Source organism: Geodermatophilus sp. TF02-6, from assembly GCF_003319115.1.
Lineage (GTDB): Bacteria > Actinomycetota > Actinomycetes > Mycobacteriales > Geodermatophilaceae > Geodermatophilus.
Map to the genome: position 1 here is coordinate 29,465 of NZ_QOHF01000014.1, position 24,567 is coordinate 54,031.

The window sequence follows — 24,567 nt, forward strand, 5'->3', positions numbered from 1 at the left end:
ACGTTGCTCCGCTTCGCTCCACAACGTCGCAGGGACCCCGGCCGTTGCTCCGCTCCGCTCCACAACGCCGCGGGGACCCCGGCAGACGCTCCGCTGGCGCGCCACGTCCCCGCGGGGGCCCCGAGATGAGGGTGCTGCGCCGTCTCGGGCCGACCGTCCTGGCCCCGGTGCTGGCCGTCGTCGTCGCGGTCGTCATCTCCGCACTGGTCATGGCCGCCCTGCGGGTCGACCCGCTGCGGGTGTTCGCGGTGATGGTCGACTTCGGCGACACCCCCACTCAGCAGATGACCGCGGTCGTGGTGGTCCTCAACCGGGCGGTCCCGCTGTTCCTCGCCGGCCTGGCGGTCGCCGTGGCGTTCCGCATGGGCCTGTTCAACATCGGCGTCGAGGGCCAGTACCGGCTGGCGACGGTCATGGCCGCCGCGGTCGGCGCCGCGGTGGCGCTGCCCGGCCCCCTGCACGTGCTGCTCATCGTCGTCGTGGCCATGGCCGTCGCGGCGATCTGGGCCGGCATCGTCGCCGTCCTCAAGGTGACCCGCGGGGTCAGCGAGGTCATCAGCTCGATCATGCTCAACTTCATCGCGCTGGGCATCGCGTCGTTCCTGCTCACCGGGCCGTTCCGGGGCAGCCCCGAGGGCGCGTCGATCATCAGCACCGCGGAGATCCCCCGCTCCGGGTGGATGCCCGGCCTCAACGGGGTGTTCGGCCTGCTGGGCCTGGCCGACCCGCCGCGGCAGCTCTACGGCTTCCTGCTGGTCGCGATCGTGGTCGGCGTCGGCATCGCCGTGCTGCTGGGCCGCACCCGCTTCGGCTTCGACCTGCGGGCCACCGGCCTGTCGCCCTCGGCGGCGCAGGCCAGCGGCGTCGACTCCCGCGGCATGGTGGTCAAGACGATGCTGCTCTCCGGCGCCGTCGCCGGGCTGATCGGCATGCCCGACCTGCTGGGCGCGACGCACGCCTACACCACCGACTTCACCTCCGGCCTGGGCTTCCTCGGCATCGCGGTGGCGCTGCTGGGCCGCAACTCACCCGTGGGCATCGCGCTGGCCGCGCTGCTGTTCGCCTTCCTCGACCGGGCGCTGGTGCCGCTGCAGATCGCCCAGTACCCGGCCTCGGTCATCACGATCATCCAGGGCACGATCGTGCTCGCCGTCGTGGTCTCCAACGAGGTGGCCCGCCGGATCGCGCTGCGCTCGGCCGAGCGGGGCGGCGCGGCACCGGCCGTCGCCGCGGCGACCGGGGACGGCAGCACCGGTCCCGGCCAGACGGCGGACGGCGCGGCGGTGGGCACCGGCGCCGGCGTCGGCCGCACCGCGGGCGCCGGGCAGCAGACGACGACCGACGCGCGGCAGGAGACCGGGGCATGAGCCCGATCCACGACGACGCCCCGCCGGCACTCCACGTCCCCGCGGGGGCCCCGGCATGAGCACGCTGGCGACGACCCCGGCGACCCGGCCGGCCCGCGGCCCCCTCGGCGAGCTGTTCCTCGGGGGCAGCCGGGCCCGCCGGGCCACCTGGCTGCTGGTGGCGGCGGTCGTGCTGGTCTCCGCCGTCCGGGTGGTCAGCGGCGAGCAGGCGCTGACCTCGTCGTCGACCATCTCGGCCGCGCTGCTGCTGGCCGTGCCCATCGGGCTGGCCGCCCTCGGCGGCCTGTTCTCCGAGCGGGCCGGCGTAGTGAACATCGGCCTCGACGGGATGATGACCCTGGGCACCTGGGGCGCGGGCTTCGCCGGCTACCAGTGGGGCTGGGCGGCCGCGCTGGTCGGCGGCGTCCTGTTCGGCGCCCTCGGCGGGCTGCTGCACGCGGTGGCCACGGTGACCTTCGGCGTCGACCACGTCGTCTCCGGCGTGGCGATCAACATCCTCGCCGCCGGCCTGGTGCGCTTCCTGTCCGAGCTGTTCTACACCGACAACCCGGCCGGCGGCGGCGTCACCCAGTCACCGGCGCTGACCAGCGACCCGCCGTCCTTCTCCGTGCCGGTGCTCTCCTCGGGGCCGGACCTGCTGGGCGACCTCGAGGGGCGGCACTGGTTCCTGGTCAGCGACGTCGCCGGCATCCTGCGCGGGCTGACCAGCGACGTCGGCCTGCTCACCGCGCTCGCCGTCCTGCTGGTCCCGGCGTCCTACCTGCTGCTGTGGCGCACCGCCTTCGGCCTGCGGCTGCGCTCCTGCGGGGAGAACCCGGCCGCCGCGGACTCCCTCGGCGTGCCGGTGTACCGGCTCAAGTACGTCGCGGTCGTCGTCTCCGGTGCCCTGGCCGGCATGGGCGGGGTGTTCCTCGTCTTCATCGCCGGCATCTACCGCGAGGGGCAGACCAACGGCCGCGGCTTCATCGGCCTGGCCGCGCTGATCTTCGGCAACTGGCGGCCCGGCGGGCTGGCGGCCGGCGCCGGCCTGTTCGGCTACGCCGACGCCCTGCAGCTGCGCAGCCGGTCGGCGGTCGTGGCGCTGTTCCTGCTGCTCGCCGTCCTGCTGGCCGGGGTCGCGGTCTGGCAGGCAGTGCACCGCCACGTCGTCCGGGCGGTGGTGGCCGGCGTGTCCGCCGCGGGCTCGCTGATCGCCTTCCTGACCATCCACGAGCTGGCGCCCGGCCTGGTCTCGTTCACCCCGCACCTGACCACGCTGCTGGTGCTGTCGCTGGCCTCCCAACGCCTGCGCATGCCCAAGGCCGACGGGCTGGTCTACCGACGAGGAGAGCACTAGTGGACGGCCGGGGGACGGTGGGGCGGGTGGACGATGCTGCCTGGGACGCCCTGCGGACGGCGGCCCGGGAGGCGATGAGGCACGCCTACGCCCCCTACTCGCGCTTCCCGGTGGGTGTGGCCGGGCTGGTCGACGACGGCCGCGTCGTGACCGGCTGCAACGTGGAGAACGCCTCCTACGGGCTGGGCCTGTGCGCGGAGTGCGGGATGGTCAGCGACCTGGCCCGCACCGGCGGCGGCCAGCTGGTCGCGGTCGCCTGCGTCGGCGGCGACGGGCAGCCGCTCATGCCCTGCGGCCGCTGCCGGCAGCTGCTGTGGGAGCACGGCGGCCCGGAGATGCTGATCGAGACGGTCTCGCTGGGGATCGTCCCGATGCGCGAGGTGCTGCCCGACGCGTTCGGCCCCGAGGACCTCGAGGCGGCCCGGTGACCTTCGACGCGATCGACGTCATCCGCACCAAACGGGACGGCGGGGCGCTGCGCCCCGACCAGATCCGCTGGGTGATCGACGCCTACACCCGCGGCGCCGTCCCTGACGAGCAGGTGAGCGCGCTGCTCATGGCGGTGTTCTTCCGCGGTCTGGACGCCGACGAGCTCGCCGTCTGGACCCGGGCGATGACCGACTCCGGCGAGCGCAAGGACCTCTCCGCGCTGGGCCGGCCGACCGCCGACAAGCACTCCACCGGCGGGGTCGGCGACAAGACCACCCTCCCGCTGGCCCCCCTGGTGGCCGCCTGCGGGGTGGCGGTGCCGCAGCTGTCCGGCCGCGGGCTGGGCCACACCGGCGGCACGCTGGACAAGCTCGAGTCGATCCCCGGCTGGCGGGCCTCCCTGACCGACGCCGAGTACGTGCGCCAACTGCGCGAGGTCGGCGCCGTCATCTGCGCGGCCGGCGACGACCTCGCCCCGGCGGACCGGAAGCTCTACGCGCTGCGCGACGTCACCGGCACGGTCGAGTCGATCCCGCTGATCGCCAGCTCGATCATGAGCAAGAAGATCGCCGAGGGCGCCGGCGCGCTGGTGCTCGACGTCAAGACCGGCTCGGGAGCGTTCATGAAGGAGCCCGACGCCTCCCGCGAGCTGGCCCGCACCATGGTCGGGCTGGGGGAGGCGGCCGGGGTGCGCACGGTCGCCCTGGTGACGGCGATGGACCGCCCGCTGGGCCGCGCCGCGGGCAACGCCGTGGAGGTCGCCGAGTCGGTCGAGGTGCTCGCCGGCGGCGGGCCGGCCGACCTGGTCGAGCTGACCCTCGCGCTGGCCCGGGAGATGCTGGCCGGCGCCGGGCGGGACGACGTCGACCCCGCCGACGCGCTGCGCGACGGCCGGGCGATGGACGTGTGGCGCCGGATGATCACCGCCCAGGGCGGCGACCCGGACGCGCCGCTGCCGTCGCCGGCGGAGAAACACGTGGTGACCGCCCCGGCCACCGGCACGCTCACCCGGCTGGACGCCTACGCCGTGGGCATCGCCGCGTGGCGGCTGGGCGCCGGGCGGGCCCGCAAGGAGGACCCGGTCTCGGCCGCAGCGGGCGTCGTCTGGGCCGCCGGCGTGGGGGAGCGGGTGACCGCGGGGCAGCCGCTGCTGGAGCTGCACACCGACGACCCGGACCGCATCCCGCGGGCGCTCGAGGCGCTCGACGGCGCGGTCGGCGTCGACACCGACGACGTCCCCCTCCCGCTGGTGCTCGACCGGATCACCGCCTCCTGAAGGACTGCCCCCACCCCTCGCGAGCTCGGGGCGGTGCCCTGGAGGGCGCCGCACTCCTCCCCGTCGGGGGGAGGGGGGCGCCTCGCCAGCGCGACGGGGGAGACTGTCTGCTCGTGACGAGTGCGTCTGCGGCCGTCGCGGCCGATCTGCGACCCCACCCGGGGGACCCGCTCGACCCCGAGGCGGCGATCTCCGTCCGCGGCCTGGTCAAGCGCTACGGCGAGTCGGTCGCCGTCGACGGCGTGGACCTCGACATCCGCCGCGGCGAGATCTTCGCCCTGCTCGGCCCGAACGGCGCGGGCAAGACGACGACCGTGGAGATCTGCGAGGGCTTCCGCAGCCGGGACGGCGGTGAGGTCCGCGTGCTCGGCGCCGACCCCGCCGGCGCACGGCGGTGGTGGAAGGCGCAGATCGGCATCGTGCTGCAGTCCGGCGCCGGCGACAGCCAGCTGACCTGCCGCGAGCTGCTGCGTGCCCAGGCGTCCTACTACCCGGACCCGCGCGACCCCGACGAGGTGCTCGAGCTGGTCGGCCTCACCGAGAAGGCCCGCGCCCGGGGCCGGGCGCTGTCCGGTGGGCAGCGGCGCCGGCTGGACGTCGCCCTCGGCATCGTCGGCCGGCCCACCCTGCTCTTCCTCGACGAGCCGACGACCGGCTTCGACCCCGAGGCGCGGCGGCAGTTCTGGTCGCTGATCCGGTCGCTGCGCGACCTGGGCACCACGATGCTGCTCACCACGCACTACCTCGACGAGGCCGAGGCGCTGGCCGACCGGGTCGGGGTCATCACCCGCGGGCGGCTGGTGGAGGTCGCCGTCCCCTCCGCGCTCGGCGGTCGGGGACAGGCCCCGGCCGTGGTGACCTGGACCGAGGACGGCGTGCGGCGCACCGAGGCCACGAGCACGCCGACCGCCCTCGTCCGCGAGCTGACCGCGCGGTTCCCCGGAGAGGTGCCCGACCTGGCGGTGACCCGGCCCACCCTCGAGGACGTCTACCTGCGGATGATCGGGGAGTCCGGCCGATGAGCAGCACGCTCGGCACCCGGCCCCAGGCGGCCCTGCCCTCGCTCGGCCGGGTCTACCGCACCCGGTCGTCGGTGGAGCTCAAGGAGTTCTTCCGGCAGCGCGAGTCGGTCGTCTTCACCCTGGCCTTCCCGGTGATCCTGCTCGTCGTCTTCGGCGCCGTCCTCGACTACGACATCGGGTTCGGCATCACGTTCACCCAGTACTTCATGGCCGGGATCATCGCCGCCGGCATCCTGGGCGCCAGCCTGCAGAACATGGCCATCAGCATCGCCACCGAACGGTCGGACGGGACGCTCAAGCACCTCGTGGGCACGCCGATGCCCAAGAGCGCCTACTTCGTCGGCAAGGTCGTGCAGGTCCTCGCGGTCACCGTGTGCACCGTGGTGATCCTGCTGGCGGTCGGGCGGCTGGCCTACGGCGTCCCGCTGCCCACCGGCGCCGACTGGTTCACCTTCGCGTGGGTGGCCGCCCTCGGGTCGTCGGCCTGCACCCTGCTGGGCATCGCCGTCTCCAGCCTGCCGAAGAACGGCCGCTCGGCCTCGGCGATGGTCACCCCGATCGCCCTGGTGCTGCAGTTCATCTCCGGCGTCTTCTTCCAGTTCAGCCAGGTGCCGACGTGGATGCAGACGGTCGCGGCCCTCTTCCCGCTCAAGTGGATGGCGCAGGGGCTGCGGTCGGTGTTCCTGCCCGACGTGCTGGCCGCCCAGGAGCCGGCCGGCACGTGGGAGCTGGGGCGGGTCGCGCTGGTGCTGGCCCTGTGGTGCGCCGCCGGGCTGGTGCTGTGCGTGCTCACCTTCCGCTGGCAGGACCGCGGCACCGACTGACCCGGCGTCGCTTCCCACGAGGACCGGTGCCGCGCCGTACCGCACCGGTCAGCTGACCCTCAGCGCAGCACGACGGCTCATGCGCAGGTGGGGACGGTCCCTGAACGCGCTGTACTCCGGTAGGAGCACGATGTCACGGTGTCCGCACCGCTGACGTCCGAAGACCTCCGCCGCGCTCCGAAGGTCCTGCTGCACGACCACCTGGACGGCGGGCTGCGGCCGCAGACGGTGCTCGAGCTCGCCGACGAGTGCGGCTACCGCGGCCTCCCGACCGGCGACCCCGACGAGCTGGGCCGCTGGTTCCGCGCGGCCGCCGACTCCGGCTCGCTGGTGCGCTACCTGGAGACGTTCACGCACACCGTGGCGGTGATGCAGCGCCCGGAGGCGGTCCGGCGGGTGGCCCGCGAGTGCGCGCTCGACCTGGCCGCCGACGGCGTCGTGTACGCCGAGGTGCGCATGGCCCCGGAGCTGCTCACCGCGGCGGGCACGCCGATCGAGGAGGCGGTCGAGGCGATGCTCGACGGCTTCGCGCAGGGCAGCGCCGAGGCGGCCGCGGCGGGCACGCCGATCACCGTCGGCACGCTGCTGTGCGCCATGCGGCAGCACGACCGGTGGGACGAGGTCGCCGGGCTCGTCGTCCGCTACCGGGACGCCGGGGTGGTCGGCTTCGACCTGGCCGGCCCGGAGCTCGGCTTCCCGCCGGACCGGCACCCCTCGGCGATCGCCCTGCTCGACCGGGCCGGCGCGCACCGGACCGTCCACGCCGGGGAGGCCGCGGGCGTCGACAGCATCGTGGCCGCGCTGGACGGCGCCCGCGCCGAGCGGCTGGGCCACGGGGTCCGCATCGCCGACGAGGTGGGCGCCGACGGATCGCTGGGCCCGGTGGCCAAGCGGGTCCGCGAGGACCAGGTGACGCTGGAGGTCGCGCCGTCGTCCAACGTGCAGACCGGCGCCTACCCGTCGCTGGCCGAGCACCCGGTCGACCGGCTGCACCGGCTGGGCTTCGCGGTCACCGTCAACACCGACAACCGGCTGATGAGCGGGGTCTCGGTCACCAGCGAGCTCGCCGCCGTCGCCGCCACCTTCGGCTGGGGCTGGGACGACGTCCAGACGGTGACCGAGCGCGCGCTGGCCGCCGCGTTCGTGCCCGAGGACGAACGGGCCCGGCTGCTGGCCGACGTCGTCCGCCCGGGGTACGCGCTGCTGCGAGGCTGATCACGGCAGGAATGCCGAGGCGGCCTGCGCTGCTAACCTGGGTGGACCGGCACTCGCCGGTCATCCTCCCGGACGGTCCGTCCGGGCATGAGCGCATCCGTGCAGATCCCAGCGCGTCTCCTGACGTCGGTGATCGCCAGTGAGGACGCCGGTCGACGGTGTCCGCGCACCACCACGGGACGCGCCCGAGAAGCATCGGAGTCCCACACCCGCATGACCACGTTCGACACCGTCGACGTCCAGACCACCACGGACACCCCCACCGCCACCGGCCCGACGTTCGCCCAGCTGGGCCTGCCCCAGCAGCTGGTGACCGCCCTGGAGCGGCGCGGCATCCGCACCCCCTTCGCCATCCAGGCCTCCGCCCTGCCCGACGCCCTCGCCGGGCGCGACGTGCTCGGCAAGGCCGCGACCGGCTCGGGCAAGACGCTGGCCTTCGGCCTGCCGCTGCTCGCCCGGCTCGGCGAGGACGTGCGGCGCGGCCCCCGCGCTCCGCGCGCGCTGGTCCTCGTGCCGACCCGCGAGCTCGCCCAGCAGGTGCACGACGCCCTCGCCCCGCTGGGCCAGTCCGTCGGCGTGCACCTGACCACCGTCTACGGCGGCGCCTCGATGTACCGCCAGATCCAGCAGCTGCGCCGCGGCGTCGACGTCGTCGTCGCCACCCCCGGCCGGCTGCAGGACCTCATCGGCCAGGGCGAGTGCACCCTCGACGAGGTCTGCGTGACCGTCGTCGACGAGGCCGACTTCATGTCCGACCTCGGCTTCCTGCCGGACGTGCAGGAGCTGCTCGACCAGACCCGCCCCGACGCCCAGCGGCTGCTGTTCTCGGCCACGCTGGACGGCGAGGTCGACGCCCTGATCCGCCGGTACCTGACCGACCCGGCCCGGCACGAGGTCCAGCGCCCCGGGGACGCCGCCCCGCCGGCCGAGCACCTGGCCTACAGCGTCGCCTTCCGCGACAAGGTGTCGGTGACCGAGCAGCTGGCCGGGCGCCCGGGCCGCACGCTGATCTTCGTGCGCACCCAGCTCGGCGCCGACCGGCTGGCGGAGAACCTGCAGAACGCCGGGGTGAAGGCCGCGGCCATCCACGGCGGGCTGCCGCAGGGGGCCCGCCGCCGGGCGCTGGAGGCGTTCAGCGACGCCCGCAGCCCGGTGCTCGTCGCCACCGACGTCGCCGCCCGCGGCATCCACGTCGACGACGTCTCGTTGGTGCTGCACTACGACCCGCCGGCCGACCACAAGACCTACCTGCACCGCTCGGGCCGCACCGCCCGCGCCGGCGCCGGGGGCGTGGTGGTCTCGCTGCTGCTGCCCGACCAGGTGGGCCAGGCCAAGCGCCGGTTCCGCCAGGCCCGGGTCGAGCCGACCGTGACCCGCATCCGCCCGGGTGACGCCCCGATCGCCGAGCTGGTCGCCAGCGGCGTGCCGGTCGAGCCGGTTCAGCGGCCGGCGCGCGAGCCGCGCCGGCCGGTCGGTGCCCACGCGGGCCGGCGTCCGCGGCGGGACGGCGACCGGCCGCGCCGGCCCTACGGGGACCGTCCGCGTCGGGACGGCGACCGCCCGGCCGCCGAGCGCGCGTACGGCGACCGGCCCCGCGGGTCCCACGGCGAGCGGTCGGGGGCCGACCGCCGGGGCGGGGAGCGGCGCACCGGCCCGTACCGGGGTCAGGGGCGGCGACCCCGCTCCTGGGCGGACTCCTCGGACTGAGCACACGACACCGACGGCAGCGGCCGGCTCCGGGTCTCCCGGCGCCGGCCGCTGCCGTCCGTGGGTCGTGCACCGCTCCCGTCCCCGCCCGTCTTGATGTTGATCATGGGGTTGTCGCCGCCAGACACGCCGGCGCACGCGTGTCGTACGACGACAACCCCATGATCAACCCGGGGAGGAGGGGCGACCCCCCTACAGGGCCCCGCCGCGAGCCTGGTGACGTACTGGAACGGCCCCCTGCAGGGCCCCGCCGCGAGCTTGCGAGCGGTGGGGGCAGGGGGTCCTTCTTCAGTCGCGGAAGACCAGCGCCCCGCCGACCTGGGTGACGACCTCGTCCCACGCGCGCCGCAGTTCGGCGGCGTCCTCGGCGCGCAGCGGTGCGTCGGGCTCGCGCTCGGCGCGGGCGACCGCCCGGCCCAGCGGGGTGCCCGGATGCAGCAGCTCGTCGACGCGGGTCAGCCCGGCGTACTCGGCGACGTCCCGCACGCCCTCCACCGGCTGGGTCAGCGCCCGGTGGGCGACCAGCCCGGCCGCGCCGTCGGCGACCTCGGTGAGCACCTCGGTGAGCTCGGCGAGGTCGTAGCGGTCCTGCTCGGCGGGCAGCGGCGGGGTGTCGGTGTCGGCCACCTCCGCCCACGAGGCGATCTCGGTGAGGTCGTGGTCCTCGTCGCCGGCGCAGAAGCGGGTGAGGTCGGCGGGGGAGGCGAACAGGTACACCTCGCCGTCCCGCCCGAGGAAGCGGGCCCGGTCCTCGACGTAGCAGCGCAGCGTCACACCGGCGCCCTCCGGGACGACGACCTCGACCGGCAGGATGCCGACGGCCTCCCAGAAGGCGGCGGCCCTCGCCACCTCGGCCGGCGGTGCGCTGACCCGGCCCGGGTGCGCGATGGTGCTCACGCCGGGGGACGCCGGGGTCTGCGCCGCGGAGGCCGCCGTCGCACCGCCGGCCGGTCGGGCCGCCGGGGCAGCCCCCACGACGTCGTCCGCCGCGTCGTCCTCGTCCTCCTCGGCCGGGGGGTAGTCGTCCAGGCCGACCGTGCCGCCGCCGGTCCAGTCCAGGTGGACGCCGAGCTCCTCGAGGACGTCCTCCCACAGGTCGTCGAGGGCCGCGCCGACGCCGGCCCACGCGTCTTCCCCGGAGCGGCCGACGAACGCCTCCACCCCCAGACCGAGCGAGCCGACCTCCGGGCGGGCGACCAGCTCGGCCAGCGCCGCGAACTCCCCACCCCGTACCACGTCGGCCGGACGGCGGTCCAGGTCGACGTCGGCGTCGACGTCGCGCTCCTCATCCTCGTCGGTCAGGTCCTCGTCGGTCAGCTCGTCGTCGACGTCCTCGTCGACGACGTCCGCGCCGCCGGTGTCCTCGTCACCGCTGTCGTCGTCGAGGTCGAGGCACTCGGCCAGCCGGGTGACGACGTCGATGGTCGCGGCCAGCTCCTCGACCGCCCACCGGTCCGGGTCCTCCGCGGCGACGTCGTAGACGCCGTCGAGGTCGTAGCGGTGGTCGTCGTCGGGGGTCAGGTCGGCCGCGCCCAGGCCGACGACGACCGGCCAGACCGGGTGGTCGGCCAGGTCGTGGTCGGTGCGGGTCCGGCAGAACGCCGCCAGCGCCGCCGGGGTCGGGAAGAGGTGGACGCGGGCCCGGTCGTCCTCGGAGGTGCCGAGGAAGGCCTGCCACTCCTCGCCGTCCTCCTCCCAGGGCGGAGCCCACAGGGTGAAGCCGGTGCGGTCGTCGACGGTGAGGGCGATGGGGACGATGCTGGGCCGGGCCACGGGGCTCATCCTGCCCGGTCCCGCCGCGGTCGCGCCTCGGGGTTCAGGCCGGGACCGGGCGCCTCGACGTCCCCGGCGTCCCCGGCGTCCCCGGCGCGCTTGCCGCGGCGGACGACCGCCTCGACCCTCGGGTGGCGGTCCTGGACCCCCATCGGGTGCCAGGTGGAGGACCCCGTCCTCCTCACCGCTCGCAAGCTCGCGGCGAGCCTCTGGACGGGGCCGGTCTACAGCCCGATCGGATGCCAGACGGTCTTTGTCTCCAGGAACGGCGTCAGCCGGGACAGTCCCGGGTCCGCGGTCCAGTCCGGCTCCTCCGCGGGTGGGCGCAGCACCCGCTTGACGCTGCCGGCGGCCAGGCGTTCGAGCTCCATCGCCTGCCCGGCGGGGGCGCCGGTGAGGTCGACGGCGTCGACGTCGTCGTGCTCGGCCAGCCACGGGCCGATCTCGCCGGCGTCCCCGGTGAGCAGGTTGGCCACCCCGCCGGGGACGTCGCTGGTGGCCAGCACCTCGCCGAGGGTGACCGCGGGCAGCGGCCGGTTCCGCGACGTGACGACGACGGCGGTGTTGCCGCCGGCCAGCACCGGGGCGAGCACGCTGACCAGGCCGAGCAGCGAGGAGCGCTGCGGCGCGAGGACGGCGACGACGCCGGTGGGCTCGGGCAGCGAGAAGTCGACGTACGGGCCGGCGACCGGGTTGACCCCGCCGAGGACCGCGGCGAGCTTGTCGGTCCACCCGGCGTACCAGACCCAGCGGTCGACGGCGGCGTCGACGGCGGCGCGGGCCTTCGACGTCGACAGCCCCTCCAGCGCCGCGACCTCCTCGCAGAACTGCGCGGACCGGCCCTCCATCACCTCGGCGACCCGGTAGAGGACCTGGCCGCGGTTGTAGGCGGTGGCTCCCGACCACTTCGGGAACGCGGCGCGGGCGGCGACGACGGCGTCCCGGGCGTCCTTGCGGGAGGCGCGGGCGACGTTGGCCAGGAAGGAGCCCCGGGCATCGGTGACCTCGTAGGTGCGCCCCGACTCCGAGCGCGGGAAGGCCCCGTTCACGTAGAGCTTGTAGGTCTTGCGGACCGAGAGCCGCTCGCTCACCGGGCCTCCTTCAGGTAGGCGGCCAGCCCGACTCGTCCGCCCTCGCGGCCGTAGCCGGACTGCTTGTAGCCGCCGAAGGGCGACGTCGGGTCGAACCGGTTGAACGTGTTGGCCCACACCACCCCGGCGCGCAGCCGGTCGGCGATCGCCAGGATCCGCGAGCCCTTCTCGCTCCAGATGCCGGCCGACAGCCCGTAGGTGGTGTTGTTCGCCTTGGCCACCGCCTCGTCGGGCGTGCGGAAGGTGAGCACCGACAGCACCGGCCCGAACACCTCGTCGCGGGCGATGCGGTGCGCGGGGGAGACGTCGGTGAACACCGTCGGCGGGAACCAGAAGCCGCGCTCGGGCAGCTCGCAGGCCGGCTGCCAGCGCTGCGCGCCCTCGGCCTCGCCGATGTCCACCAGCTCCCGGATCCGCGCCAGTTGCAGGTGCGAGTTGATCGCGCCGATGTCGGTGTTCTTGTCCAGCGGGTCGCCCAGGCGCAGCGTGCCGATCCGCCGCTGCAGCGAGGCGACCACCTCGTCGTGGACGTCCTCCTGCACCAGCAGCCGGGAGCCGGCGCAGCACACGTGCCCCTGGTTGGAGAAGATGCCGAGCACGATGCCCTCGACGGCCTGGTCGATCGGGGCGTCGTCGAAGACGATGTTCGCCGCCTTGCCGCCCAGCTCGAGGGTCAGCTTCTTCCGGGTGCCCGCGACCGCGCGGGCGATGGACTTGCCGACCTCGGTGGAGCCGGTGAACGCCACCTTGTCAACGTCCTCGTGCTCGACGACGGCCCGGCCGGTGTCGCCGGCGCCGGTCACGATGTTGACCACGCCGGGCGGCAGGTCGGCCTGCCGGCACACCTCGGCGAACAGCAGCGCGGTCAGCGGGGTGGTCTCGGCCGGCTTGAGGACCACGGTGTTGCCGGTCGCCAGCGCCGGGGCGACCTTCCAGGCCAGCATCAGCAGCGGGAAGTTCCACGGGATGACCTGCCCGGCCACGCCCAGCGGCCTCGGGCCCGGCCCGAGGCCGGCCCAGTCGAGCTTGTCGGCCCAGCCCGCGTGGTAGAAGAAGTGCGCCGCGGCCAGGGGGACGTCGACGTCGCGGGACTCCCGGATCGGCTTGCCGTTGTCCAGCGACTCGAGGACGGCGAACTCCCGCGCCCGCTCCTGCAGCAGCCGGGCGATGCGGAACAGGTACTTGCCGCGGTCGGCCGGGCGCATCGGGCCCCAGGTCCTGGTGAACGCGCGGCGGGCGGCCTTGACCGCACGGTCGACGTCCTCGGCGGTGCCGGCGGCGACCTCGGAGAGGACCTCCTCGGTGGCCGGGTCGACCGTCGTGAACGGCGTCCCGGAGCCGTCGACGAACTCGCCGTCGACGAACAGGCCGTAGGACGGCGCGATGTCGACGATCGAACGCGACTCGGGGGCGGGGGCGTACTCGAAGGGGCTGGGCGGGGCGGTCGTCACGTCAGTCCACCGTCACGTGGTCGGGGGCGGAGGGGTGGGGGGCGGCCGTGACCGCGGGCCCGGCCATCAGTCGACACTCACGTGGTCGGGGGCGGAGGGGTGGGGGACGGCCGTGACCGCGGGCCCGGCCATCAGTCGACACTCACGTGGTCGGGGCCGGAGGGGTGGGGGACGGCCGTGACCGCGGGCCCGGCCATCAGTCGACACTCACGTGGTCGGGGCCGGAGTAGTGGCCGCTGTGCAGCTTCTGCCGCTGCAACAGCAGGTCGTTCAGCAGGCCGGACGCGCCGAAGCGGAACCGCTCGGGGGAGAGCCAGTCCGGGCCGGCGACCTCGTTGACCAGCACCAGGTGCCGGATCGCGTCCTTCGTCGTCCGGATACCGCCGGCGGGCTTGACGCCGACCTGGCGGCCGGTGGCGGCGCGGAAGTCGCGGACCGCCTCCATCATCACGAGGCAGACCGGCAGGGTGGCCGCGGGCGAGATCTTGCCGGTGGAGGTCTTGATGAAGTCGCCGCCGGCGAGCATCGCCAGGCAGGAGGCCCGCCGGACGTTGTCGAGGGTGACCAGCTCGCCGGTCTCGAGGATCACCTTCAGGTGGGCGTCCCCGCAGGTCTCCTTGACCGCGACGATCTCGTCGTACACGTCGAGGTACCTGCCCGCGAGGAAGGCGCCGCGGTCGATGACCATGTCGATCTCGTCCGCGCCGCCCGCCACGGCGTCGCGGACGTCGGCGAGCTTCACCGCCCGGCTGGCCCGGCCGCTGGGGAACGCGGTGGCGACGGCGGCGGTGTGGATGCCGGTGCCCTCCAGCGCCTTGCGTGCGACGCCGGCCAGGTCGCCGTAGACGCAGACCGCGGCGACCTGCGGGCAGGACGGGTCGGTGGGGTCGGGCTGCTTCGCCTTCGCGGCCAGCGAGCGGACCTTGCCCGGGGTGTCCGCGCCCTCGAGCGTGGTGAGGTCGACCATCGAGATGGCGGTGTCGATCGCCCAGGCCTTGGCGGTGGTCTTGATCGACCGGGTGGCGAGCACGCCGACCCGCGCCTCGGCGCCGACCTGGTCGACACCCGGCAGGCCGTGCAGGAAGGCGCGGAGGGCGGCGTCGGACCGCGTCACGTCGCTGAACGGCGCCGGGGGCTCGGGCCGCAGCGGAGCCCCGGCGGACAGCGCGTCGGGGTCGAGCACGTGGGTCATGCCGGCCATTCTCGCCTGCCCGGATCCGGCGCCCGCGGGCCGCACACCCGTGCGGGTGGGGTGTCCGCCGGCCGGGAGGACGCCGACCGGAGGCGCAGCATGCTGCGGGCGCCGCGCTGGAACTCGTAGGGGACGTCGTCGACGCGGGCGCGCACCCCGGCGGCGTCGAGTCCGGCCAGCACGTGGTCGAGCAGCTGCGGCAGCGTCCGGCCCGCCTGGTCGACCAGCGGGTAGACGCGCACCTCGGCGCCGACGCGGGCCAGTTCGCGCAGGGCGGCGACGTGGGAGGCCGCGTCGAGCCGGTCGGCGTAGGTGAACAGCAGGTGCGAGGAGAGCACCAGGTCGAAGGCGCCGTCCCGGAACGGGAGGTGGGGCAGCGCCGCGGCCACGTACCGGCCCGGGGAGCCGAGCAGGTCGCGGGCGAAGGTCGCCGCCGAGTCGGCCCGCAGCCGGGCGTGGCCGGCGGGGTCGCCGTGGAAGCGCCAGACGTAGCGCTCGGCGTTGGCGGTGGCCCAGGCGCTGCCGCAGGCCAGTTCGGCGTCCAGGCGGGCCACCAGCTCGGGCGGTGGGGTCGCGTACGCGGGGTCGGCCGCGAACGCCGCGGTGCCGTGCGCGCGGGCCGCCGCGGTGAAGGAGGCGCCGCCACCGGGACAGTCGAGGACCCGTCCGCGCAGGTCGGCGTCGCTCAGCGCGAACATCGCGCGGTACTCGTCGGACGAACGGGTGCTGATGAGGTAGGCCCCGATGTCGGTGGCCCCGCGCAGCTCGCCCACCGCAGCACCTCGACCCGACCCGACGGACGTGGTCCACCCGGGCGCGGGGGGCCGGACGACGACGGGCAGGCCACTTCCCGCGCCCCCCACGGTCGTCGTCACGGGCCATCCTGCTCGGGCCGTGGGGTGGGGTCCACCCGGTCGATACGGTGTCGCGCGTGCAGCTCACCGTCGTCGACCACCCGCTCGCCCGCGCCCGGCTCTCCCGCATGCGGGACGAGCGGACCGACAACGCCAACTTCCGGGCGGCGCTGCGCGACCTGACGCAGATGCTGCTGTACGAGGCCACGCGGGACCTGCAGGTGGCGGAGGAGCCGATCTCCACCCCGGTCGCCGGCACCACCGGGTACCGGCTGGCCGCGCCCCCGCTGATCGTCCCGGTGCTGCGGGCGGGCCTCGGCATGGCCGACACCGCGCACCGGATGCTGCCGGAGTCGCAGATGGGCTTCGTCGGCCTGGCCCGCAACGAGGTCACCTTCCAGCCGGAGGCGTACATGGCCTCGCTGCCGGAGTCGCTGGTCGACCGGGAGGTGTTCGTCCTCGACCCGATGCTGGCCACCGGCGGTTCGCTGGTGCACTGCTGCGGCCTGCTCACCGATCGCGGAGCCGACTCGATCACCGTGCTCTGCGCGCTGGCCGCCCCGGAGGGGCTGCGCCGGCTGGAGGAGAGCGGTCTGCCGCTGCGGGTGTTCACCGCGTCGGTCGACGAGGGGCTCAACGAGAAGGCCTACATCGTCCCGGGGCTGGGTGACGCCGGCGACCGCCAGTTCGGGGCTGTCTAGACTGCTAGCGTTGCTGTCAGTCGACTCGAGGAGGCCGGTGTGGCGACGTTGACGATCCGGGGTCTGGACGACGCGGTGCGCGACCGGCTGCGGGTGCGCGCCGCACGGCACGGCCGGTCGATGGAGGCCGAGGTGCGCGAGATCCTCACCGCCGCGGTCGACGACCACGAGGACGAGCGGGGCCTGGGCAGCAAGATCCATGCCCTCTTCGCCGAGATCGGCGGCGTGGAACCCGATGAACTGGTGATCCCTGCTCGAACCGGGAAACCCCGGTACGTGGATTTCGACGAGTGATCGTCCTCGACACCAACGTCATCTCCGAGCTGGTGCGCCCCCGTCCGGCGGCCCGGGTCACGGAGTGGCTGGACGTACCGCTCGTGCGGGAGGTGCACGTGAGTGCGGTGACCGTGGCCGAGATCGAGTACGGGCTCGCTCGATTGCCCGATGGGCGCCGCCGTCGCGAACTCAGAACCCGTGTCGACCGACTGCTCGATCGCTACTTCCCACGCCGAGTGCTGCCGTTCGACAGCGCCGCAGCACAGCGGTACGGGACCGTCATGGCCTCCAGGGAGCGCCTCGGTCGACCGATCGAGATCGCCGACGCGCAGATCGCTGCCATCTGCCTGCACCACGACGCGGCGCTCGCGACGCGGAACACCCGTGACTTCGAGGACCTCGGCCTGACGCTGATCGACCCCTGGGAGGGCTGAGGCATGCGGTTCGGGGTGCTCGGCACCGGCCACTGGGCGCGGACGGTCCACGCGAGCGCGCTCGCCGAGCACCCGACCGCCGAACTCGTCGGCGTCTGGGGCCGCGACCTGGCCAAGGCCAAGGCGGTGGGCGCGGAGTTCGACGTCCCCGGTTTCTCCGACCTGGCGGCGCTGCTGGACCAGGTCGACGCCGTGGCGATCGCCGTTCCGCCGTCGGTGCAGGTGGAGCTGGCCGAGCAGGCCGCGGCGGCCGGCAGGCACCTGCTGCTGGAGAAGCCGATCGGGCTCTCGCTCGACGAGGCCGGCCGGGTGGTCGCCGCGGTGCGCTCGGCGGGCGTCGCCTCGGTCGTCTTCTTCACCTTCCGCTTCCAGGCCGGGACGTCGACCTGGCTGGCCCAGGCCGCCCGTACCCGGCTGGCCGGGGGCGCCGGGTCCTGGCTCAGCGCCCTGGCCGGCAGCCCCTTCGACTCGGCGTGGCGCCGTGAGCACGGCGCGCTGTGGGACATCGGCCCGCACGCGCTCTCGCTGCTGGTGCCCGCGCTCGGCCCGGTGGTCTCCGTGCTGGCTGGGGCCGGTACCGGCGACACCGTGCACCTGGTGCTGCAGCACTCGGCCGGGGTGGCGTCGACGGTGACGCTGTCGCACACCGTCGCGCCGATGTCGACGGGGATCGAGTTCTTCGTGCACGGGGACGCCGGCCGCGTCGTCCTCCTGCCCGACACCGAGCACCCGGTCGAGGCGTTGACCGTGGCGGTCGACGAGCTGACCGCGGCGGCGGTGACCGGCGGGACGCACCCGTGCGACGTCGGCTTCGCCCGGGACGTGGTGGCGGTGCTGGCGACGGCGCAGCGTGCGCTGGAGTCCGGCTGCCGCGAGCAGGTCGAGCGCTGAGGTCTCCTGGGTGTTGCCCTCGGCGGATTGCCCGCTCTTCTCCCGCATCGCCCGTTCCGCAGAGCGCGCAATGCACGAGATGAGCGGGCAATGGGCGTCGATCGGGTCAGTCGTAGGGGTCGGTCAGTACCGCGTGCGCCTGCAGGACGGTGAAGGTGACCGGCGGGCCGTCGGTGGTCGTGGTGCCGGGGACGTCGGCGCTGGCCCCGCCGTCGATGCTGAAGGTGCCGCTCCAGGTGGTGGTCAGCGAGGCGGTGTAGGTGCCGCTGCGGTAGTCGTGGCTGACCGTGTGGTTCGGGTAGGGCGCGCCGGGCTCGGTGCTGGTGAGGGTGGTGCCGTCGCCGGTGCGCCAGGTGAAGCCGGTGGCGGTGGCGACGATGTCGACGGTGAACCCGCGGATGTCGACGGTGAAGGTCTGGGTCGTCGGGCCGTCGGTGTAGAAGACCACCGGCAGGCCGACCAGCGCGTTGCCCGGCGGCTGCTGCTTGGTGGGCAACTGCGGCAGCGGCAGGGTCTGGAAGTAGCGGTACACCTCACCCGGGGACGGCGGCGGGTTGAGCGCCGTGATGTCCACACAGGCCCGGTTCAGTGAAGCCCACGAGCCCACAGGCGAGCCTAGCGCGGCTCCCCCTGGATCCGTGCCGTCGATGGTGGTTGTGCTTTCCGGTACCCCAGGATCGCCGGCGATGACCAGTCGTTGTTGCTCGATCACCACGTACCGAACGATGCGGTCCTGCGGTGCAGGACACAGCACGTCGTCATCGGGACGGCACACATCGCCCGCCGCTGTGTCGACTTCGCATGGTGTCCGTAACCGGTACCGGTAGGGCTGGGGAGCTGGTGAATCGTTGCTGGCTAGATAGGTGTTGCCCTGTGTTGACGTCAGGTAGCTCACGGACAATCCGTCATCAACGGCCCCAACGTCGGGGCATGCGCCGCGGCCACAATGGGGACGCGCATAAGCCTTCGTTGGCCAAGCCGTTGTGGCGGCGACCGCCGCCACAACGGCAAGCGCAACTACTTGTCTCATCCGAATGTCAGCTGCGTCATGAGCCACGTCTGGCGGTTGGCATCCCAGGTGAGAGCAGCACCGCCGTACACGTCGAAATACGCGGGGGAACCTCCTTCGGTGGGCTGACCCGTGGCGTCGAGGACGACGAATTGCTCTTGGTCGATGCCTACCGTCATCTCCGCGGTCGATCCCCTCATGAGCGGCTGTCCCAGATCCGTGATGATCATGTCGCCGCCCTCGAAGTCATTGCCAGCGGCCGCGGCTTCTTCCGTGGCCTGTGCAATTCGGTTGCAGTCTTCGCAGCGGTCGCTCAATTCCAGGAGGGGGGCGGCGTCCATGACGGTGGACGTCCGGTTGATGAGCTCGATGTAGTACCGGACGAAGGCCTCGGCGCCGGCGGCGTCCTGGGTGCGGGCCTCGTCGGGCATGGGCAGGTCCGGCGGGCCCAGCGGCGGTAGCTCCGCCTCCGACGGGCTGGGGCCGGCGCTCGCCTCGGGCAGGGTGTCGCTGGCCTCCTGCCGCTCCGAGCACCCGCTCAGCACGGCCACCCCGGCCGCGAGGCCCACCACGAGCAGGGTCCACCGCCGTGTCACGTCGTCCACCCCCGTGTCGATCACCGGACTCGGCGAGACTACGGACCACCGGCCAGACCAGGCACGTAGCCCTGTGGACAACCACCCGATCGCATTGCCGGCGTCTCCTGCGCCGTGCTGGTGCGATAGAGCCGGCAGTGCACGGAGAGAGCCGGCAGTGCACGGAGAGAGCCGGCAGTGCACGGAGAGAGCCGGCAAGGCAAGGGCAGCGGCCGCTCAGGCGCCGAGGCGGACGGCCAGCTCCTCGAACGACGACACCGACAGGTCGGCGTCCGGGTCCTCCGACGGCGGCACCACCTGCCCGCCGAACTCGTCGGGACGGTGCACGTAGGCCGTCCGCAGCCCGCGGGACCGCGCCGCCGCCAGGTCGTCGACGTGCGCGGCCACCATCAGCACCGAGGACGGCGGCAGCGCCAGCAGCCGCGGCGCCGAGTCGTACACCTCGGGGTCGGGCTTGTAGTGCTGCACGATCTCGGCGCCGAGCACGCAGTCCCACGGCAGCCCGGCCCGCCGTGCCATGTCCACGATGAGCGCCACGTTGCCGTTGGACAGCGGCGCGAGCACGAACGCGCGCCGCAGCCGGCCCATGCCGGGTAGCACGTCCGGCCACGGGTCGAGCCGATGCCAGGCGAGCACGAGTTCGTCGCGCACATCGGCAGGCGTGGCGGCCAGCCCGGCGTCGGCCAGCACGTCGTCCAGCGAGGAGCGGTGCAGGGCGTCCAGCGGCGTCCACGGCAGCTCGCCGGAGCGCACCCGGTCCATCGACGGCAGGTACCGGCCCCGCCAGTCGTCGGCCAGGGCCGATGCGTCGACCGACGGCCCCAGCAACCGGCGCACCTCACGGGTCACCCCGCCGCGCCAGTCGACCACCGTGCCGAACACGTCGAAGACCAGCGCGCGGACGTCCATCGGTGCAGGCTGGCACACTGCGCCGGTGACCGACGCTGTCGACCCCGCGCTGGCCGAGCAGGTCGTCGCGGAGCTCCGGCGGGCCGGGGCCCGGTTCGGGTTCGTGCACGGCAGCCGGGCGCGGGGCACGCACCGGCCCGACTCCGACCTCGACGTGGCCGCGTGGTGGGGGCGGAACGCGCCACCGTCGTTCGAGGTGGCGTCGCACCTGCCCGCGGACGTCGACCTCATGGTGCTCGACGGCGCTCCCCTGGAGCTGGCCGGACGGGTGGCGCTGGAGGGCGTCCTCCTCTTCGACGACGACCCACCCGCGCGCGTCCGCTGGCAGGCCACCACCCGCAAGGTCTACCTCGACGAGAAGCCCCGCTTCGACCGTGCGCACCGCGAGTTCGTGGAGACGGTGCTGCGTGGTGGATGAGCTGCGGGTGCACCGGCTGCTCCGCTGGCTGACCGACCGGATCGCCGACCTGTCCGCCGAGGCCGGCGCGGACGAGCAGCGCCGAGCGGACCCGATGTGGCTGCGTGGCGTGAAATACCTGTTCATCACCGCCGTCGAGGCAGGCATCGACGTCGCTCAGCACGTGTGCGCCGCCGAGGGGTGGGGGCCGCCGAACACCAACCGCGACGCCATGCTGGTCCTGGCTCGGCACGGGGTGGTGTCGCGCGAGCTGGGGCATCACATGGCCGACGCCGTCGGCTTCCGCAACGTCCTGGTCCACCGCTACGTCGACGTCGACGATGCCATCGTCGTCACGCAGCTCGGCGAGCTGCACGACCTCCGGGACTTCGTCCGGTCCGTCCTGGCCTTCCTCGAGAAGGCCTCAGAGGCCCAGGGCGGATGAGGTCTCCGCGCGCAGCCGCTCCAGCTCCTCGGCCCCCCGGCGCCGGGCCGCGGTCACGTCGCCCGCCACCGGGACGACGGCCTCCAGGTAGGCCTTGAGCTTGGGCTCGGTGCCGCTGGGCCGCACGATCACCCGCACCCCGTCGCCGGCCAGCCGGACGGCGTCCACGGCCGGCGTCCCGTCGAGCAGGTCGGCGAACGCCACCCCGCGGCCGAGGAGACACACGGGCGGCGCCGACCGCAGCTGCGCCATCGCCGCCGCGATCCGGGAGAGGTCCGACACCCGCACCGACAGCTGCCCGGTGACGAACAGCCCGTGCTCGACAGCCAGCTCGTCGAGCCGGTCGAGCAGCGTGCGACCGGACGCCTCGAGCTCCGCGGCCAGCAGCGCGACGGCGAGCGCGGCGGAGATGCCGTCCTTGTCGCGCACCACCTCCGGGGCGACCGCGTAGCCCAGCGCCTCCTCGTAGCCGAAGACCAACGGCTCGTCGGCCGTGCCGGCACGGACGATCCACTTGAACCCGGTCGGCGTCTCGGCGTACCGGACGCCGTGCGCCGCGGCCAGCGCACCCACCAGCGAGCCGCTGACCAGGGACGCCGCGTACGTCCCCCGCACTCCGCGGCGCAGCAGCCAGTCGGCCAGCAACGCGCCCACCTCGTCGCCGGTGAGCTGCCGACCGCCGCAGACCACCGAGCAGCGGTCGGCGTCGGGGTCCTCGGCGACGGCGACGTCGGCGGCGACCCGCGCGGCCAGCGCGGTCAGCAGGTCGACCGCGCCGGGCTCCTCCGGGTTGGGGAAGGCGACCGTCGGGAACGCCGGGTCGGGCTGCTCCTGCTCGGGCACGCCCACCGGCGGGGCGAACCCGGCCGCGGCGAAGACGGAACGTGTCGTCGCCGCCCCGACCCCGTGCATCGCGCTGTAGGCGACGACGAGGCGGTCGCGGCCGGGCACCCGGGCGGATCCCAGCGCCCGCACGACGGCGTCGACGTAGTCGGCCTCGACGTCGTCCCCGAGGGTCAGCCAGTCGTCGGACGTCGGTACCTCGCGGGCCGGGCCGACCCCCGCGATGGCCGCCTCGATCTCCCGGTCGGCCGGCGGCACCAGCTGGGCGCCGTCGCCGAGGTAGACCTTGTAGCCGTTGTCGCCGGGCGGGTTGTGGCTGGCGGTCACCACCACCCCGGCCGCGCAGCCCAGGTGCCGGACGGCGAAGGCCAGCACCGGCGTCGGCAGCGGCCGCGGCAGCACCTGGACGGCGAACCCGGCCCCGGTCAGCACCTGCGCCGAGACCCGGGCGAACTCGTCGGAGCGGCGGCGGGCGTCGAACCCGATGACGACGCCGTCCCCGGCGTGCCCGGCGTCGGCCAGCCACCGGCCCAGGCCGGCCGCGGCCCGGGTGACCACGGCGGCGTTCATCCCGGCGGGCCCGGCCCGCAGCGGCCCGCGCAGCCCGGCGGTGCCGAAGGTCAGCGGCCCGGCGAACCGGCGCTCGAGCTCGGCGGTGTTCTCCGCCTCGATGAGCGCCTCGATCTCGGCGCGGTCGCCGGGGTGCGGATCGGCGTCGGCCCAGTCGCGGGCCGTCTCCAGGATGCTCATCCGTCGGCTCCGCTGCCCGGTGCGGCCTCCGGGAGCAGCGCCGTCCGCGTCTCGAACCGGTCGGCGTCGAACTCCGCGGTCGTGTACTCGCCGCCGACCCGGGCGTGCACCGGGTCGGTCGGGTCGGGCTCGCCGTGCACCTCGACCAGCGCGTCGGCGAAGACCTCGGCGTCGTCGGCCGGGTCGTAGCCGAGGGCCCGGGCGGTGGTGAGGTCCCACCAGTTGCGGGTGTTGGCCGACACCCCCCAGACGACGGCGAAGCCGGGCGCCGGCGCCCGCAGCGCGGCGTCGACCAGCGACACCTGGTCGCCGGGGGAGAGCCAGGTGGCCAGCTGCCGGGTCGTCGTCGGCTCGGGGAAGGCGCTGCCGATGCGCAGGCAGACGACGTCCAGGCCGTACCGGTCGGCGTAGAGCGAGCCGAGCGCCTCGGCCGCCACCTTGGAGACGCCGTAGTAGGTGTCCGGCCGCGGCGGCGCGTCCTCCTCGCGCAGCAGCCCCTCGGCCGGCCGCGGCGTGAACCCGGTGGCGTGGTTGCTCGACGCCAGCACCACGCGGGGGACGCCGGCCCGCCGCGCCGCCTCCAGCACGCAGTAGGTGCCCTCGATGTTGGCGTGCGAGACCGCCGCCCAGGTCGACTCCCCGCAGACGCCGGCCAGGTGCACGACCGCGGCGGCACCGGAGACGGCGTCCAGCACCGCGGCCAGGTCGGTGACGTCGGCGACGACCTGCTCCTCGCCCGGCCGGGTGTCCACGATCGGGACGACGTCCAGCGAGCGCACCGCCCAGCCCCGCTCGGGCAGCCCGCCGCGCAGCACCGTGCCGATCCGCCCGGCCGCGCCGGTCAGCAGCACCGGCCCGCTCACGGCAGCCGCCCGACGAACTCGACCAGGAACTCGCCCAGCCGCCCGGCCGCGGCCTTGCCGGCGGCCAGCACCTCCTGGTGGTCGAGCGCCTCACCGGTGATGCCGGCCGCGGCGTTGGTCACCATCGACAGCCCCACCACCTCCAGGCCGGCGGCGCGGGCGGCGATCGACTCCAGCGCCGTCGACATGCCCACCAGGTCGGCGCCGAGGGCGCGCAGCATGCGGATCTCGGCCGGCGTCTCGTAGTGCGGCCCGGGCAGCGCGGCGTAGACGCCCTCGGTCAGCGTCGGGTCGATCTCGCGCGCGAGCGACCGCAGCCGCGCCGAGTAGAGGTCGGTGAGGTCGACGAACGTGGCGCCGACCAGGGGTGAGCGGGCGGTCAGGTTCAGGTGGTCGCTGATCAGCACCGCCTGGCCGACCCGGTGCTCCGGGGCCAGCCCGCCGGCGGCGTTGGTGAGGACGACGGTGCGCACCCCGGCCGCGGCCGCCGTCCGGACCCCGTGCACGACCGGCTCGACGCCCCGGCCCTCGTAGAGGTGGGTGCGGCCGAGGAAGAGCAGCACGCGGCGCCCGCCGACCCGCACCGAGCGGACCTCGCCGCCGTGGCCCACCGCGGTCGGCGCGACGAAGCCGGGCAGCTCGCTGACGGCGACGCTGCCCGTCGCGGGGCCGAAGGCGTCGGCGGCCGGCGCCCACCCCGACCCCATGACGACGGCCACCTCGTGCCCGTCGCCGAGCGCGGTGGTGAGGTCGTCGGCCGCCCGGGCGGCGAGGTCTGCGGAGTCGGTCACGGGGGGCTCGCTCACGCACGGACGCTAACCCAGCGCACCGAGGCCGACCCACGTCTGCCGGCGGCACGAGGGCACACCGACCCCAGCAGCCCCGCGGCGGGCGTGTCCTCCGGAGCCGCGGACGG

Annotated in this window: 25 protein-coding genes; 14 read left to right on the forward strand and 11 right to left on the reverse strand. The window is 74.6% G+C overall.

Translation table 11 applies throughout. From position 1 onward, the window contains the following. The first annotated feature begins 125 nt into the window (after positions 1-125). The 8 genes from DQ238_RS13810 to DQ238_RS13845 all read left to right on the forward strand — a co-directional run bounded on the left by DQ238_RS13810 (position 126) and on the right by DQ238_RS13845 (position 9,176). The gene (locus tag DQ238_RS13810) at positions 126-1,367 is read left to right on the forward strand and encodes an ABC transporter permease (RefSeq protein WP_113781849.1); all 1,242 of its coding nucleotides are present in this window, start codon (positions 126-128) and stop codon (positions 1,365-1,367) included. 55 nt (positions 1,368-1,422) lie between these two features. Continuing rightward, on the forward strand, positions 1,423-2,703 hold the full coding sequence (locus tag DQ238_RS13815) for an ABC transporter permease (RefSeq protein WP_113781850.1): 1,281 nt from the start codon (positions 1,423-1,425) through the stop codon (positions 2,701-2,703). A gap of 26 nt (positions 2,704-2,729) precedes the next feature. Beyond that, complete coding sequence (locus DQ238_RS13820) at positions 2,730-3,131, forward strand: cytidine deaminase (protein WP_113781932.1); 402 nt, start codon at positions 2,730-2,732, stop codon at positions 3,129-3,131. Then, positions 3,128-4,408: a thymidine phosphorylase gene (locus DQ238_RS13825; protein ID WP_113781851.1), complete on the forward strand. Its 1,281-nt coding sequence runs from the start codon at positions 3,128-3,130 to the stop codon at positions 4,406-4,408. Before DQ238_RS13820 ends, DQ238_RS13825 begins: the two co-directional genes overlap by 4 nt. A 113-nt stretch (positions 4,409-4,521) precedes the next feature. Further along, positions 4,522-5,430 carry an ABC transporter ATP-binding protein gene (locus DQ238_RS13830; protein WP_113781852.1) on the forward strand — a complete coding sequence of 303 codons (909 nt, stop codon included), beginning with the start codon at positions 4,522-4,524 and terminating at the stop codon, positions 5,428-5,430. Continuing rightward, positions 5,427-6,254: an ABC transporter permease gene (locus DQ238_RS13835; RefSeq protein WP_113781853.1), complete on the forward strand. Its 828-nt coding sequence runs from the start codon at positions 5,427-5,429 to the stop codon at positions 6,252-6,254. The genes DQ238_RS13830 and DQ238_RS13835 overlap by 4 nt, the downstream gene beginning before the upstream one ends. A gap of 138 nt (positions 6,255-6,392) precedes the next feature. Then, positions 6,393-7,469 carry an adenosine deaminase gene (locus tag DQ238_RS13840; RefSeq protein WP_113781854.1) on the forward strand — a complete coding sequence of 359 codons (1,077 nt, stop codon included), beginning with the start codon at positions 6,393-6,395 and terminating at the stop codon, positions 7,467-7,469. A 213-nt stretch (positions 7,470-7,682) separates the two neighbouring features. Further along, entirely contained in the window at positions 7,683-9,176 is a 1,494-nt protein-coding gene (locus DQ238_RS13845; RefSeq protein ID WP_113781855.1) for a DEAD/DEAH box helicase, read from the forward strand. A 288-nt stretch (positions 9,177-9,464) separates the two neighbouring features. On the opposite strand, the gene DQ238_RS13850 is transcribed toward DQ238_RS13845, so the two are convergent. The 5 genes from DQ238_RS13850 to DQ238_RS13870 all read right to left on the reverse strand — a co-directional run bounded on the left by DQ238_RS13850 (position 9,465) and on the right by DQ238_RS13870 (position 15,456). Beyond that, complete coding sequence (locus DQ238_RS13850) at positions 9,465-10,949, reverse strand: hypothetical protein (protein ID WP_113781856.1); 1,485 nt, start codon at positions 10,947-10,949, stop codon at positions 9,465-9,467. A 224-nt stretch (positions 10,950-11,173) separates the two neighbouring features. Continuing rightward, positions 11,174-12,040, reverse strand: a complete 867-nt coding sequence (locus tag DQ238_RS13855) for an aldehyde dehydrogenase family protein (protein WP_113781857.1) — start codon at positions 12,038-12,040, stop codon at positions 11,174-11,176. Further along, positions 12,037-13,491, reverse strand: a complete 1,455-nt coding sequence (locus DQ238_RS13860) for an aldehyde dehydrogenase family protein (protein WP_113781858.1) — start codon at positions 13,489-13,491, stop codon at positions 12,037-12,039. The genes DQ238_RS13855 and DQ238_RS13860 overlap by 4 nt, the downstream gene beginning before the upstream one ends. 196 nt (positions 13,492-13,687) lie before the next feature. Further along, positions 13,688-14,683, reverse strand: coding sequence for a deoxyribose-phosphate aldolase (deoC, locus tag DQ238_RS13865; RefSeq protein ID WP_113781933.1), 996 nt, complete (start codon positions 14,681-14,683; stop codon positions 13,688-13,690). Further along, positions 14,680-15,456 carry a methyltransferase domain-containing protein gene (locus tag DQ238_RS13870; protein ID WP_199506346.1) on the reverse strand — a complete coding sequence of 259 codons (777 nt, stop codon included), beginning with the start codon at positions 15,454-15,456 and terminating at the stop codon, positions 14,680-14,682. Before DQ238_RS13870 ends, deoC begins: the two co-directional genes overlap by 4 nt. Before the next feature lie 158 nt (positions 15,457-15,614). Between DQ238_RS13870 and upp the strand changes: the two genes are divergently transcribed. From upp to DQ238_RS13890, 4 genes are read left to right on the forward strand one after another with little or no spacing between them, the layout of a single operon-like run. Beyond that, positions 15,615-16,238: a uracil phosphoribosyltransferase gene (upp, locus tag DQ238_RS13875; protein WP_113781935.1), complete on the forward strand. Its 624-nt coding sequence runs from the start codon at positions 15,615-15,617 to the stop codon at positions 16,236-16,238. Between the two features lie 39 nt (positions 16,239-16,277). After that, the gene (locus DQ238_RS13880; protein ID WP_113781859.1) at positions 16,278-16,532 is read left to right on the forward strand and encodes an Arc family DNA-binding protein; all 255 of its coding nucleotides are present in this window, start codon (positions 16,278-16,280) and stop codon (positions 16,530-16,532) included. Further along, a complete protein-coding gene (locus tag DQ238_RS13885; protein WP_113781860.1) occupies positions 16,529-16,948 on the forward strand; it encodes a type II toxin-antitoxin system VapC family toxin in 420 nt (139 codons plus the stop codon). The genes DQ238_RS13880 and DQ238_RS13885 overlap by 4 nt, the downstream gene beginning before the upstream one ends. Before the next feature lie 3 nt (positions 16,949-16,951). After that, a complete protein-coding gene (locus tag DQ238_RS13890; protein WP_113781861.1) occupies positions 16,952-17,839 on the forward strand; it encodes a Gfo/Idh/MocA family protein in 888 nt (295 codons plus the stop codon). A gap of 106 nt (positions 17,840-17,945) precedes the next feature. Here the strand turns inward: DQ238_RS13890 and DQ238_RS23780 are convergent, their stop codons facing one another. The 3 genes from DQ238_RS23780 to DQ238_RS13905 all read right to left on the reverse strand — a co-directional run bounded on the left by DQ238_RS23780 (position 17,946) and on the right by DQ238_RS13905 (position 20,353). Then, positions 17,946-18,413, reverse strand: coding sequence for a hypothetical protein (locus DQ238_RS23780; protein ID WP_233495952.1), 468 nt, complete (start codon positions 18,411-18,413; stop codon positions 17,946-17,948). A gap of 452 nt (positions 18,414-18,865) precedes the next feature. After that, on the reverse strand, positions 18,866-19,468 hold the full coding sequence (locus tag DQ238_RS13900) for a DUF6318 family protein (protein ID WP_113781862.1): 603 nt from the start codon (positions 19,466-19,468) through the stop codon (positions 18,866-18,868). A gap of 192 nt (positions 19,469-19,660) precedes the next feature. Next, entirely contained in the window at positions 19,661-20,353 is a 693-nt protein-coding gene (locus tag DQ238_RS13905; protein ID WP_113781863.1) for a haloacid dehalogenase type II, read from the reverse strand. 25 nt (positions 20,354-20,378) lie between these two features. On the opposite strand from DQ238_RS13905, the gene DQ238_RS13910 reads away from it, so the two are divergent. Both DQ238_RS13910 and DQ238_RS13915 read left to right on the forward strand, forming a co-directional pair. Beyond that, on the forward strand, positions 20,379-20,771 hold the full coding sequence (locus DQ238_RS13910; RefSeq protein WP_113781864.1) for a nucleotidyltransferase domain-containing protein: 393 nt from the start codon (positions 20,379-20,381) through the stop codon (positions 20,769-20,771). Continuing rightward, positions 20,761-21,195 carry a DUF86 domain-containing protein gene (locus DQ238_RS13915; RefSeq protein WP_113781865.1) on the forward strand — a complete coding sequence of 145 codons (435 nt, stop codon included), beginning with the start codon at positions 20,761-20,763 and terminating at the stop codon, positions 21,193-21,195. Before DQ238_RS13910 ends, DQ238_RS13915 begins: the two co-directional genes overlap by 11 nt. Here DQ238_RS13915 and DQ238_RS13920 read toward each other — a convergent pair. From DQ238_RS13920 to DQ238_RS13930, 3 genes are read right to left on the reverse strand one after another with little or no spacing between them, the layout of a single operon-like run. Beyond that, entirely contained in the window at positions 21,175-22,788 is a 1,614-nt protein-coding gene (locus DQ238_RS13920; RefSeq protein WP_113781866.1) for a phospho-sugar mutase, read from the reverse strand. The two genes, DQ238_RS13915 and DQ238_RS13920, sit on opposite strands and share 21 nt — an antisense overlap. Beyond that, positions 22,785-23,651: an NAD(P)-dependent oxidoreductase gene (locus tag DQ238_RS13925; RefSeq protein WP_113781867.1), complete on the reverse strand. Its 867-nt coding sequence runs from the start codon at positions 23,649-23,651 to the stop codon at positions 22,785-22,787. The genes DQ238_RS13920 and DQ238_RS13925 overlap by 4 nt, the downstream gene beginning before the upstream one ends. Next, positions 23,648-24,457, reverse strand: coding sequence for a purine-nucleoside phosphorylase (locus tag DQ238_RS13930; RefSeq protein ID WP_113781868.1), 810 nt, complete (start codon positions 24,455-24,457; stop codon positions 23,648-23,650). The genes DQ238_RS13925 and DQ238_RS13930 overlap by 4 nt, the downstream gene beginning before the upstream one ends. Between the last annotated feature and the right edge of the window lie 110 nt (positions 24,458-24,567).

Coding starts and splice junctions, on each gene's coding strand:
- deoC (WP_113781933.1), bottom strand. CDS start 14,683: ATGACCCACGTGCTCGACCCCGACGCGCTGTCCGCCGGGGCTCCGCTG.
- DQ238_RS13835 (WP_113781853.1), top strand. CDS start 5,427: ATGAGCAGCACGCTCGGCACCCGGCCCCAGGCGGCCCTGCCCTCGCTC.
- DQ238_RS13920 (WP_113781866.1), bottom strand. CDS start 22,788: ATGAGCATCCTGGAGACGGCCCGCGACTGGGCCGACGCCGATCCGCAC.
- DQ238_RS13905 (WP_113781863.1), bottom strand. CDS start 20,353: ATGGACGTCCGCGCGCTGGTCTTCGACGTGTTCGGCACGGTGGTCGAC.
- DQ238_RS13810 (WP_113781849.1), top strand. CDS start 126: ATGAGGGTGCTGCGCCGTCTCGGGCCGACCGTCCTGGCCCCGGTGCTG.
- DQ238_RS13890 (WP_113781861.1), top strand. CDS start 16,952: ATGCGGTTCGGGGTGCTCGGCACCGGCCACTGGGCGCGGACGGTCCAC.
- DQ238_RS13815 (WP_113781850.1), top strand. CDS start 1,423: ATGAGCACGCTGGCGACGACCCCGGCGACCCGGCCGGCCCGCGGCCCC.
- DQ238_RS13845 (WP_113781855.1), top strand. CDS start 7,683: ATGACCACGTTCGACACCGTCGACGTCCAGACCACCACGGACACCCCC.